Origin of the sequence: Saccharibacillus alkalitolerans, assembly GCF_011090185.1 — a bacterium.
Taxonomy (GTDB): domain Bacteria; phylum Bacillota; class Bacilli; order Paenibacillales; family Paenibacillaceae; genus Saccharibacillus; species Saccharibacillus alkalitolerans.
Genome location: NZ_JAAFGS010000014.1, coordinates 44417 through 56312, shown reverse-complemented (window position 1 = coordinate 56312; position 11896 = coordinate 44417). Strand labels below are relative to the sequence as shown.

Here is an 11896-nt window from a genome sequence, read left to right as displayed (position 1 = left end):
GTATTTATGCAAAAATAATCGATTTGCTGATTTGCGCAGCAAGCATTTGGTTTTATATAACAAGAAAAAACAGAAAATCGGAAGTGGAGGAATCATATGAAAACCCAAGCAATTAAGGGGAGACGGGGCCGTCTGGCTTCACTGGTTTTAGGGATATTGAGCGTTTTATTGATTTTCCCGATTTCGCCGCCGCTGCACGCCGCCGCTCCTGCAGGTTCAATCTCGGTCACGGCCTACGGCGCGGTAGGGAATGGCAAAAAAGATTCACTTAAAGCATTCGAGAAGGCGCTGAGTGCCGCTAAAAAGCAGGGGAAAAGCGTATACATACCAGCCGGAAACTTTCTGCTGAGCGAACGTCTGAGCATAAACGGAGTGAAAGTGAAAGGAGCCGGGGCCGATCGTTCCGTCTTGACCTCGACCAATCCGGAGAGCGGCTCGATCGATCTCAAAGGGAAAAGCGCGGGACTCCAAGACTTGACCCACGTTTATCGGAAAACGGGGAAGCGCGACGGTTCCGATTCCAAAAACAGCGTTACCGTGCTGGGAGCTTCGGACTTCTCCATTACAAACATACGCATTATAGGTGCCGGAACAGCCGGTATTTTGGTGCGCGACGGGGCCAACGGAGTCATCTCGGGCAACCTCGTCAAGAGCACCAAAGCGGACGGTATCCATATCACGGAGGGGAGCCGCCAGATTACGGTTGAAAACAACATAGTGAAGCAGACCGGAGACGATGCGATCGCAGTCGTCAGTTACAACAAGGACCCGGGAACGACAAGCGGCATCACCATTCGCGGCAATTCCGTCGGTTACGGTTCGAAAGCGAGAGGGATTTCCGTGGTCGGAGGCAGCGACGTCACAATCGAGAAAAATAAGATCAGCAACACGGAAATGGCCGGGATTTACGTCGCGGTCGAATCCAGATGGGATACCCGCAGCGTCAACGACATCAAGGTGAGCCGCAATACGGTAGTCAAATCAGGAACGCGCCCGACGGACGATCACCCCAATATTCTGGTTTTTGCGGATACGGGCAAAATCGACGAAGTGCGCTTCTCTAACAATGTCATTTCGAATTCGGTCAATGCAGGAATCGGAGTCTGGGGGGACGGGGATATCGGCAATATTTATTTTACGTCCAACCAGGTGTCGAATTCGGGAGAAGGCGCAGCGACCTTCAAAAAGGGCAACATTCATAAAGAGGGAAACAGCGGATTCTAAGCAGCGCCCAAGAGAGGTTGCAAGGAAAAAAAAGGCTGCGGGATACCGCGGCCTTCTTTTTGCATGCGGGTTTTCCCGAACGCTTGGCAATCAGAAAAAATATGATATAATAGATACAAAGTCAAAGAAAGTCAAAGTCAACGAACTTGCAGTTCTATCTTTGCCCTGCGACACGCCGCAAACGGACGGTGCCTCGAAACAACCAGACGTTTCTTCCTTTTTGCGGAAGGGTTATTTTAAGAGTAGGCTCCACATCCGGAACATAAGGCCGGGCGGCGGCTCAGGCAGATCGTGGAGGGTGAATCGATGCGTAATATATCCGATATCATCGAACATTATTTAAAAACGGTTTTGCAGGAAAGTCAGGGAGGCATGATCGAGATTCAGCGCAATGATCTGGCCGATCGGTTTTCCTGCGTGCCTTCGCAGATCAATTATGTGATCAGCACCCGATTTACTTTGGAAAAAGGTTACCTGGTCGAAAGCAAGCGCGGGGGCGGCGGCTATATTCGCATTCAGCGCATTGAACTGCCCGCTCACTCCGAGCTGCATGCCCACGTGCACGAAACGATCGGGAGCGAAATGAGCCAGTCGGCGGCGGAAGGGTTGATCTACAGGCTGGAAGGCGCGAATCTCATTACGGGACGCGAAGCCGCTTTGATGCGTTCGGCCATCCTGCGCAACACGCTGCTGCTCAAGCTGCCGTATCGGGATGAAATGCGCGCTCGCATCATGAAGGCGATGCTGATCGCGTTGATGGGGCAGCAGGAGTAAAGCGCTACGGATGCGAAGACGAACGTTTATTAGGCGAAGGAGGTGGGGCGAATGCTTTGTCAGGAATGTCAGCAGCGGCCCGCAACCCTGCATTTCACAAAAATCATTAACGGCGAAAAAAACGAATTTCATATTTGCGAACACTGCGCAAGGGAGAAAGGCGAGATGATTCCGGGAACCTCGGGAGGCTTCTCGATTCATAACTTGCTCTCGGGCTTTTTGGATTTCGATATGTCGGGCAAAACGCAGTCGGGAGGAGCGGCGCAGTCTCAGCAGCTGCACTGCGAGGAATGCGGCATGACTTATGCGCAGTTTCGGAAAATAGGACGTTTCGGCTGCAGCTCCTGCTACAAATACTTTGACGGCAAAATCGATCCGCTGCTCAAACGGGTGCACGGAGGAACCGTGCATGTCGGCAAAGTACCGAAGCGGGGCGGCGCCGATCTTCAGATTCAAAGGGAAATCGACAAGCTCAAGCAGGAACTGCAGGAACGGATCGAGAAGCAGGAATTCGAAACGGCCGCGCAGCTCAGGGACCGCATTCGCGAACTTGAACTGCAGCGGTCCCAGCGCTAAAGGAGGAACCGATCCATGTCGGATTTTGCGTTTACGGAAAATGCGCTCAGCACCTGGATGCGGGGAGAAGGCCGGGATTCCGATATCGTCATCAGCAGCCGGGTACGGATTGCCCGCAACCTGCGGTCGCTTCCTTTTCCGCTTGTCGCGAGCGAGGAGCAGGCGGAACAGGTGCGGCAGACGGTCATCGGCGCGGCCGAACAAGCCTCGGAAGCGCTCGGACCGCTCCAACCGGTCCGGCTCGACGAGCTTAGCGAAGTCGATCGGCAGGTGCTGGTCGAAAAGCATTTGGTCAGCCCGGCGCTGGCCAACGAGTCTCAAGAAGCGGCAGTGGTCTTGAGTGCCGACGAATCGCTCAGCATCATGGTAAATGAGGAAGACCATCTCCGCATCCAGTGTCTTTATCCCGGTTTTCAGGTTAAAGAGGCATGGGAGCGGGCAACGTCGGTAGACGATGTGCTGGAAGCCTACATCGATTACGCGTTTGACGATCGGCGCGGCTATCTCACAAGCTGTCCGACCAACGTGGGAACCGGACTGCGGGCTTCGGTCATGATCCATCTTCCGGCCCTCGTCATGACGCACCAGATCGGCCGCGTCCTCAATGCCGTGTCCCAGGTGGGGCTTACGGTGCGCGGCATTTACGGGGAAGGCAGCGAAGCGCAGGGCAATCTGTTCCAAATTTCCAATCAGATTACCCTCGGCCAGAGCGAAAAAGAGATCGTGGACAATCTGGAAGGAATTGTCGGGCAGATTATCGAATATGAACGTCAGGCGCGAAGCCGGCTCGTCAGCGAATCCAAGATTCGCTTATACGACCGGGTCATGCGATCCTACGGGATATTAACCCATGCGGCGATCATGGACGGCAAAGAAGCCGCCCAGCGGCTGTCGGACGTACGTCTCGGCGTCGACCTGGGCTGGATCGACGGGCTGCCGATGACGCTGCTGAACGAATTGACCATTTTGACCCAGCCGAATTTCCTTCAGAAAACGTTCGGTGCTACAATGAACACATCGGAGAAGGATATGTACCGGGCGCAGCTCATCCGGGACAAACTGGTTAAAAGTAAAGAATAACACCCGGTTCGGCGGCCGGATCTGTATCCGGCCCGGAGCTGACTACTTTGTGGAGGTGCTTTGCATATGATGTTTGGCAGATTTACGGAACGCGCGCAAAAAGTTCTGGCTCTCGCCCAGGAAGAAGCGGTGAGACTCGGACATAACAACATTGGCACCGAACATATTTTGCTTGGCCTGATTCGCGAAGGCGAAGGAATAGCGGCCAAAGCGCTGATCGGGCTCGGTCTGGGACTGGAACAAATTCAAAACGAAGTCGAAACTTTGATCGGACGCGGGCAGGAGCAGCCGACGAATATCGCATATACGCCGCGTGCGAAAAAGGTCATCGAGCTGTCGATGGACGAAGCGCGTAAGCTCGGTCACACCTATGTGGGCACGGAACATATCCTGCTCGGGCTGATCCGCGAAGGCGAAGGCGTGGCGGCACGGGTGCTGAACAACCTCGGCATCAGCTTGAACAAAGCGCGCCAGCAGGTGCTGCAGCTGCTCGGCAGCAGCGAAGCCGTATCGAGCCATCACGGCACGCCGGCCAACGTCAGCACGCCTACGCTGGACAGCCTGGCGCGCGACTTGACGGCCTATGCGAAAGACGGCAACATCGACCCGGTTATCGGCCGCAGCAAAGAAATCGACCGTGTCATCCAGGTGCTCAGCCGCCGGACGAAGAACAATCCGGTATTGATCGGCGAACCCGGTGTCGGTAAGACGGCGATCGCCGAAGGTCTCGCACAGAAAATCATCAACAACGAAATTCCGGAAACGCTGCGCGAAAAGCGTGTCATGACGCTCGATATGGGTTCCGTCGTGGCAGGTACCAAATACCGCGGCGAATTCGAAGACCGTCTCAAAAAAATCATGGACGAGATTCGTCAGGCGGGCAACGTGATTCTGTTCATCGATGAGCTGCATACGCTGATCGGAGCGGGCGGCGCGGAAGGCGCGATCGACGCGTCGAACATCCTTAAGCCGGCTCTGGCACGCGGCGAGCTGCAGTGCATCGGGGCGACGACGCTGGACGAATATCGCAAATATATCGAGAAGGATGCGGCCCTGGAGCGCCGCTTCCAGCCGATCACGGTGGATCAGCCTTCGGTCGACGAAGCGATTCAGATCCTGATGGGACTGCGCGACCGCTACGAAGCGCATCACCGGGTGAAAATTACGGACGAAGCGATCGAGCAGGCCGTAAAGCTGTCGGACCGCTATATCACGGACCGCTTCCTGCCGGACAAAGCGATCGACCTGATCGACGAAGCGGGTTCCAAAGTAAGGCTGAACTCTTACACGGTACCGCCGAATCTGAAGCAGTTGGAGAATCGTCTGGACGATATCCGCAAAGAAAAAGATTCGGCCGTTCAAAGCCAGGAATTCGAGAAAGCGGCGGCTCTCCGCGATACCGAGCAGAAGATCCGCGAAGAACTGGAAATGACCCGCAACCAGTGGAAAGAAAAACAGGGCCGCACCGACTCGGAAGTCACGCCGGAAGATATCGCGGACGTTGTCGGCAGCTGGACGGGGATTCCGGTCAGCAAGCTGAAAGAAGAGGAAACGGAGCGTCTGCTGAACATGGAGCAGCTGCTGCATGACCGCGTAATCGGTCAGGACGAGGCCGTCGTTGCCGTCAGCCGGGCGATCCGCCGGGCGCGCGCCGGTCTGAAAGATCCGAAGCGCCCGATGGGCTCCTTCATCTTCCTCGGACCTACGGGCGTCGGTAAAACGGAGCTGGCGCGCGCGCTGGCCGAAGCGATGTTCGGAGACGAAAATGCCGTCATCCGGATCGACATGTCCGAGTATATGGAGAAGCACTCCACTTCCCGTCTCGTCGGCGCGCCTCCGGGCTATGTCGGTTACGAAGAAGGCGGCCAGCTGACCGAGAAGGTCCGCCGCAAGCCTTACTCCGTCGTTCTGCTGGACGAGATCGAAAAAGCTCACCCTGAAGTGTTCAACATTCTGCTGCAGGTGCTGGAAGACGGACGCCTGACCGATTCCAAAGGACGCGTCGTCGACTTCCGCAACACGCTGATCATCCTGACGTCGAACGTCGGCGCGGATGCGATCCGCCGCAATTCGACGCTCGGATTCACGGCGGCCGCGGACAGCGGAGCGGAATACAGCAACATGAAAGGCAAAGTCATGGACGAGCTGAAGAAGAGCTTCCGTCCGGAGTTCTTGAACCGGATCGACGAAGTCATCGTCTTCCACTCGTTGGAAGAGAAGCATATCGCCGAGATCGTGACGTTGATGTCCGAAGAGCTGCGTAAACGTCTGAACGAATACGGCGTGAACTTCAAGCTCACGGACGAAGCCAAAGCTTTCCTGGCAAAAGAAGGCTACGATCCCGCTTACGGCGCGCGTCCGCTGCGCCGGGCGATCCAGAAGCATATCGAGGACCGCTTGTCCGAAGAACTGCTGACGGGCCGCGTAGCCAAAGGAGACTTCCTGCTGATCGACGAGAAGGAAGGCGCCCTTACGGTCGAAAAAGCGGAAGAACAACCGACCGTATCGGTTGAGAAGTCCGAATCTTAATAGGCGCAGCTTGTTCGGAAATGCGCCGGAGATTTTAAAGCCCGGGCCGGGCGAAGCTTCGCGCTCATCCGGTCTGCAGGCCGTTCATAGCCAGACCGCGGAACTTCGGGTTCGCGGTCCGGCTTTTTTTGCTTGACAGGCGGCTGAAAGGCTGTATGGGCCCTACCTTTTATAAACAATAAATGATAAACTTTTAAGGAAGAGCTTTCCGTATGCCGGAGGCGAACGGACGGGTTCGGACTGCCGGGGGACCGGTAAGAGAGGAGATCCATGGCCAAAACGAAAACCAAGTTTTATTGCACCGATTGCGGCTACGAGTCGCCTAAATGGTACGGAAAATGTCCCGGCTGCCAATCCTGGAACTCGATGGTGGAGGAGACGGTCAGCAGCGGCGTGAAAACGCAGGGCATGAGCGGCATGAATTCTTCCCTGTTTCAAGGGACGACGAAGCCGCAGTCCATCGTCGACATCGAAGGCGGGCAGGAGCCGCGGGTGGATACGAAGATCGGAGAATTGAACCGCGTGCTCGGCGGGGGAGTCGTGCCCGGTTCGCTTATTCTCGTCGGCGGCGATCCCGGAATCGGGAAGTCGACGCTGCTGCTGCAGACTTCGCACTCGCTGGCGGCGTCGGGACTTAAAGTGTTGTATATTTCCGGCGAGGAATCGGTCAAGCAGACCAAACTGCGAGCCGAGCGTCTGGGCGCGCTGTCCGCGCAGCTGTACGTGCTTTGCGAGAGCAATATGGAGCAGATCGAGCAGTCGATCGAGCAGATCGCGCCCGATTTTCTCGTCATCGACTCGATCCAGACGGTGTACCAGCCGGATGTTACCAGCGCACCGGGCAGCGTTTCGCAGGTCCGCGAATGCACGGCGCGCTTTATGCGGCTGGCCAAAAACGGCGGAATCGCCATCGTCTTGGTCGGACATGTGACGAAAGAAGGCGCTATCGCCGGTCCGCGCATGCTGGAACATATGGTGGACTGCGTGCTTTATTTCGAAGGAGAGCGCCATCATACGTACCGGATTTTGCGCGCGGTGAAAAATCGTTTCGGATCGACGAACGAGATGGGCATTTTCGAAATGCGGGAAGAAGGACTCGACGAGGTGACCAACCCGTCGGAGCTGTTCCTGTCCGAGCGGGCGATGGGCGTATCGGGGACGACCGTCGTCGCCAGCATGGAAGGAACGAGGCCCGTGCTGGTCGAGATCCAGGCGCTGGTCGCGACCACGCATTTCCCGTCGCCGCGGCGTATGGGCACCGGCATCGATTACAACCGATTGAACCTGATCATCGCCGTGCTGGAAAAGCGGATGGGGCTGTATATGCAGACGCAGGACGCCTACGTCAACGTGGCCGGCGGCGTCAGATTGGACGAGCCGGCCGTCGACCTGGCGATTGCCGTCAGTATCGCTTCGAGCGTGCAGGACAAGCCGACCCGGCCTTACGATGCCGTGTTCGGCGAGATCGGCCTGACCGGAGAGGTACGCGCCGTGGCACGGGCCGAGCAGCGGGTAAAGGAAGCATTGAAGTTGGGGTTCAAACGGGTCATTTTGCCAGAGAAAAGTTTAAAGGGATGGAAGCATCCGAAAGGAATCGAGCTGATCGGGGTCGAGACCGTTTCGCAGGCGCTCAAAGCGGCGCTAGAGTAGGGCATCGATCGAAACCTTTCAGGCGGTCGATGCAGTAGGAGGCAGGCAATGAAAGAATCGGAATCCGTAAAAATGAACGAGCTGCTCAAACTCGTCGCCCCGGGAGCGCCTTTCCGCGACGGGCTTGAGAATGTGCTGCGGGCCAAGACCGGCGCCTTGATCGTCGTCGGCTACAGCCCGGAAGTGATGGAAGTCGTCGACGGGGGTTTTTCCATCAACTGCGATTTTTCACCGAACTATTTGTACGAGCTGGCGAAGATGGACGGCGCGATCATTCTCAGCGAGGATCTCAAGCGCATTCTGTACGCCAATACCCAGCTGATTCCCGACCCGGCGATTTCGTCTTCGGAAACGGGAATCCGCCACCGGACCGCCGAGCGCGTAGCCAAGCAGACCGGGAAATTGGTCGTATCCATCTCGCAGCGCCGCAATATCATTACGCTGTATCTCGGTAATCTGCGCTACGCGCTGAAAGAGGTCGGGGTCATCTTGACCAAGGCCAATCAGGCGATCCAGACGCTGGAGAAGTACAAAGTCGTCCTGACGCAGGCGCTGACCAACCTGACCGCCTCCGAATTCGAGGAACTGGTTACGCTGGCCGAAGTGGTAGGCGTTATCCGGCGGGTCGAAATGGTGCTGCGCATCAAGACGGAGATCCAGCGCTACGTAAGCGAATTGGGCAACGAAGGCCGGCTGATCGCCATGCAGATGGAAGAGCTGGTCGGCAATACCGAGCGCGAAGTGCTGCTGCTGATCAAGGACTATACCGCGCATACGGGCGAAGACAAAGTCAAAGAAGTGCTGTTCGCGCTCCGGCGCTCCACGGACGAAGAACTGCTCGATACGGCGCATATCGTACGTCTGCTCGGTTATCCGGCACAGGTGTCCGTGACCGAAGAGCTGCTGACCCCTCGCGGTTACCGGGTGCTGAGCAAGATTCCGCGCCTGCCGAACGTCATCGTGAACAATTTGACCGAGCATTTCGGCCAGTTGGGTCACGTGATGCGCGCCGAGCTGGAGCACTTGGACGAGGTCGACGGGATCGGCGGCGCCCGTGCCCGGACGATCAAGGAAGGGCTGCGGCGGCTGCAGGATCAGGTGTTTATCGATCGGCAGGTATGACCGAGTCCCGGCAAGTGCGCGAAGAAGCCTTCCCTTCGGGAAGGCTTCTTTTTCGTTCGGGCACTCTTAAGTTTTCGCCCGAGCTTGTAGTTTTCGCCGTCCGCCGAGGGTATACTAAAGAGACGCGAAAAAAGCGAAATGGTCATAAAGGCGGGACTGGACGAATGGAACGGAATTTGAGCGTGATCGTGGTCGCGGCCGGCCGCGGTTCTCGCATGGGAACCAAGGAAAGCAAGCAGTTTCTCGAGCTCGGAGGGCGACCGCTGTTCCTGCGGGCGATCGAAACGTTCGGAAGGTTCGAGAGAACCGCCGAAATCATCGTCGTAACCGGCGAGTCCGACGTCGAACGCTGCTCTCGCTACATCGGCGAAGCGGGATGTCCGCTCGTGAAGACGGTCGTGGCCGGCGGAGCGGAGCGCCAGCATTCCGTGTACGAAGGATTGAAGCTCGCCTCGTCGCCATGGGTTATGGTGCACGACGGCGTAAGGCCTTTTATCCGGACGGAAGACATCGCCTCCTGCTACGAAGAGATGCTTCGCCGCGGGGCGGCGGTGCTTGCCGTGCCGGTCAAGGACACGATCAAGACCGTGGATGCCGAAGGGGTCATTGTCGACACGCCTGACCGCAGTCTGCTGTGGGCCATACAGACGCCTCAGGGCTTCCGCAGGCAGCAGCTGCTGCAGGCGCATGAACGGGCGGATGCGGAAGGGTTCGTCGGTACCGACGATGCGATGCTGGCCGAACGGCTGGGCGTTCAGGTCGGCATTGCCCGGGGCGACTATACGAATATCAAGATTACGACGCCGGAAGATTTGGTGTACGGGGAATTTCTGCTTCGGGCGGAGCAAAAGGAGACAGAGTCATGATCAGAGTAGGACAAGGATTCGACGTGCATCAGCTGGTGGAAGGACGGCCCTGCATCATCGGCGGCGTCACGATTCCGTACGAAAAAGGGCTGCTCGGGCATTCCGATGCCGACGTGCTGCTGCATACGATCAGCGACGCCATTTTGGGCGCGCTGGCGTTGGGCGACATCGGCCGGCATTTCCCGGATACGGACCCGGCATTCAAGGACGCGGACAGTCTGAAGCTGCTCGAGCATGTCTGGAAAATGGCGGCGGAGCGAGGTTACGCGCTCGGCAACGTGGATGCGACGATCATCGCGCAGAAGCCGAAAATGGCGCCTTATATCCCGCAGATGGTAACGGTCATAGCCGGAGCGCTGGGAGCGGACGAGTCGCAGGTGAACGTCAAAGCGACGACGACCGAGTGGCTCGGCTTTACCGGGCGGGGCGAAGGTATTGCGGCGCAGGCCGTTGTCTGCCTGACGAAGGGTATGCTATCATCTTGAAAGAGTTTTAGAAACGATACGGGAGGAAGACAATCATGACCAAGGAAGTACGCGTGCGCTATGCGCCGAGCCCTACGGGCCATTTGCATATCGGCAATGCCAGAACGGCGCTGTTCAACTATCTGTATGCCCGCAACCAGGGCGGCAAGTTCATCGTGCGCATCGAGGACACCGACGTGAAACGGAACGTGGCGGGCGGCGAAGAAAGCCAACTGAAATATATGAAATGGCTGGGGATCGAATGGGACGAAAGCATCGATATCGGCGGAGACTACGGACCTTACCGCCAAACGGAACGTCTCGACATCTACAAAACATATTGGCAGGAGCTGCTGGATAAAGGCTTGGCTTACCTGTGCTACTGCACGGAGGAAGAACTCGAAAAAGAGCGCGAAGAACAGATGGCGGCCGGACAGACGCCGCGTTACTCGGGCAAACATCGAGATCTGACCCTTGAACAGCGGCAGGCGTTCGAAGCCGAAGGCCGGGTGCCGAGCGTGCGTTTCCGCGTGCCCGAGAACAAAACGTACACGTTCGACGACATGGTCAAAGGCGAGATTTCCTTCACTACGGAGGATATGGGAGACTTCGTTATCGTGAAGCGCGACGGCATTCCGACGTACAACTTCGCCGTCGTCATCGACGACTACCTGATGAAGATCTCGCATGTGCTGCGCGGGGAAGATCATATCTCCAACACGCCGCGCCAGCTGATGATTTACGAAGCGCTCGGCTGGGAAGCGCCGCGTTTCGCGCACATGACGCTGATCGTGGGCGAAGACCACAAGAAGCTCAGCAAGCGCAACGAATCGATCATTCAATTCATCTCGCAGTACGAAGAACTCGGCTATCTGCCGGAAGCGCTGTTCAATTTCATCGCCCTGCTCGGCTGGTCGCCGGAAGGCGAAGAAGAGATTTTCGGCCGCGAGGAACTGATTTCGATCTTCAATGCGAACCGATTGTCGAAGAGCCCGGCCGTGTTCGATCCGCACAAGCTGGCGCATATCAACAATCACTACATCAAAAACGCCGATCCGAAACGAATCGCGGACCTGGCCATTCCTCATCTGCAAAAAGCGGGCCTCCTGCCGGAGACGCTGGATGCCGCGCGGCAGGATTGGGCGGAGCGCCTCGTCGCGCTGTATCAGGAGCAGATGAACGCCGCGTCGGATATCGTGAATCTGTCGGAGATGTTTTTCCGCAAGGACGTGGAGTTCGGCGAAGAAGAGCGCGAAGTGCTGGCCGACGAAAAAGCCCCGGTGGCGCTGGGCGCGTTCCTCGAAAAAGTCGAAGCCTCGGACGAGTTCTCGCCGGAACGAATGGCCGCTCTCATCAAGGAAGTGCAGAAGGAGAACGGGATCAAGGGCAAACAGCTGTTCATGCCGATCCGAGTCGCGCTGACCGGTCAAATGCACGGCCGCGACCTCAATCAGACGATCTATCTGCTCGGCAAAGAGACCGTGATCGAACGCCTGAAGGCGCAAAGCGTTTAAGCCGGAGGCCGAAGGTTCCCGGACAGAACGGCCGCTGGGCTTCTCGGGACGTCGCCGCGGCGCTTGCCGGGATGAATCGAATTGCGGATCGAGGACG

Annotated in this window: 10 protein-coding genes; all 10 read left to right on the top strand. The window is 57.2% G+C overall.

What is annotated here, in order from left to right:
- The first annotated feature begins 96 nt into the window (after window positions 1-96).
- The gene (locus GYN08_RS22750) at window positions 97-1224 is read left to right on the top strand and encodes a right-handed parallel beta-helix repeat-containing protein (protein WP_166279765.1); all 1128 of its coding nucleotides are present in this window, start codon (window positions 97-99) and stop codon (window positions 1222-1224) included.
- Between the two features lie 306 nt (window positions 1225-1530).
- A complete protein-coding gene (locus GYN08_RS22745; RefSeq protein ID WP_166279762.1) occupies window positions 1531-1998 on the top strand; it encodes a CtsR family transcriptional regulator in 468 nt (155 codons plus the stop codon).
- Between the two features lie 51 nt (window positions 1999-2049).
- Entirely contained in the window at window positions 2050-2574 is a 525-nt protein-coding gene (locus GYN08_RS22740) for a UvrB/UvrC motif-containing protein (protein WP_166279759.1), read from the top strand.
- A 15-nt stretch (window positions 2575-2589) separates the two neighbouring features.
- Complete coding sequence (locus tag GYN08_RS22735; protein WP_166279756.1) at window positions 2590-3654, top strand: protein arginine kinase; 1065 nt, start codon at window positions 2590-2592, stop codon at window positions 3652-3654.
- A gap of 66 nt (window positions 3655-3720) precedes the next feature.
- Window positions 3721-6183 (top strand): ATP-dependent protease ATP-binding subunit ClpC, encoded by a 2463-nt coding sequence (clpC, locus tag GYN08_RS22730; protein ID WP_166279753.1) that lies wholly within the window; start codon window positions 3721-3723, stop codon window positions 6181-6183.
- 270 nt (window positions 6184-6453) lie between these two features.
- Window positions 6454-7833 (top strand): DNA repair protein RadA, encoded by a 1380-nt coding sequence (radA, locus tag GYN08_RS22725; RefSeq protein ID WP_166279750.1) that lies wholly within the window; start codon window positions 6454-6456, stop codon window positions 7831-7833.
- 48 nt (window positions 7834-7881) lie between these two features.
- A complete protein-coding gene (disA, locus tag GYN08_RS22720; RefSeq protein ID WP_166279747.1) occupies window positions 7882-8955 on the top strand; it encodes a DNA integrity scanning diadenylate cyclase DisA in 1074 nt (357 codons plus the stop codon).
- Window positions 8956-9119: 164 nt separating this feature from the next.
- On the top strand, window positions 9120-9821 hold the full coding sequence (gene ispD / locus GYN08_RS22715) for a 2-C-methyl-D-erythritol 4-phosphate cytidylyltransferase (RefSeq protein ID WP_166279744.1): 702 nt from the start codon (window positions 9120-9122) through the stop codon (window positions 9819-9821).
- Window positions 9818-10306, top strand: coding sequence for a 2-C-methyl-D-erythritol 2,4-cyclodiphosphate synthase (ispF, locus tag GYN08_RS22710; protein WP_166279741.1), 489 nt, complete (start codon window positions 9818-9820; stop codon window positions 10304-10306). Before ispD ends, ispF begins: the two co-directional genes overlap by 4 nt.
- 35 nt (window positions 10307-10341) lie before the next feature.
- Entirely contained in the window at window positions 10342-11799 is a 1458-nt protein-coding gene (gltX, locus tag GYN08_RS22705; RefSeq protein WP_166279738.1) for a glutamate--tRNA ligase, read from the top strand.
- Window positions 11800-11896 lie beyond the last annotated feature (97 nt).

What these genes read in the sequence shown, in the direction of transcription:
- GYN08_RS22735 (WP_166279756.1), top strand. Translation starts at nt 2,590, where the DNA reads ATGTCGGATTTTGCGTTTACGGAAAATGCGCTCAGCACCTGGATGCGG.
- GYN08_RS22750 (WP_166279765.1), top strand. Translation starts at nt 97, where the DNA reads ATGAAAACCCAAGCAATTAAGGGGAGACGGGGCCGTCTGGCTTCACTG.
- ispF (WP_166279741.1), top strand. Translation starts at nt 9,818, where the DNA reads ATGATCAGAGTAGGACAAGGATTCGACGTGCATCAGCTGGTGGAAGGA.
- GYN08_RS22740 (WP_166279759.1), top strand. Translation starts at nt 2,050, where the DNA reads ATGCTTTGTCAGGAATGTCAGCAGCGGCCCGCAACCCTGCATTTCACA.
- gltX (WP_166279738.1), top strand. Translation starts at nt 10,342, where the DNA reads ATGACCAAGGAAGTACGCGTGCGCTATGCGCCGAGCCCTACGGGCCAT.
- ispD (WP_166279744.1), top strand. Translation starts at nt 9,120, where the DNA reads ATGGAACGGAATTTGAGCGTGATCGTGGTCGCGGCCGGCCGCGGTTCT.
- disA (WP_166279747.1), top strand. Translation starts at nt 7,882, where the DNA reads ATGAAAGAATCGGAATCCGTAAAAATGAACGAGCTGCTCAAACTCGTC.
- GYN08_RS22745 (WP_166279762.1), top strand. Translation starts at nt 1,531, where the DNA reads ATGCGTAATATATCCGATATCATCGAACATTATTTAAAAACGGTTTTG.
- clpC (WP_166279753.1), top strand. Translation starts at nt 3,721, where the DNA reads ATGATGTTTGGCAGATTTACGGAACGCGCGCAAAAAGTTCTGGCTCTC.
- radA (WP_166279750.1), top strand. Translation starts at nt 6,454, where the DNA reads ATGGCCAAAACGAAAACCAAGTTTTATTGCACCGATTGCGGCTACGAG.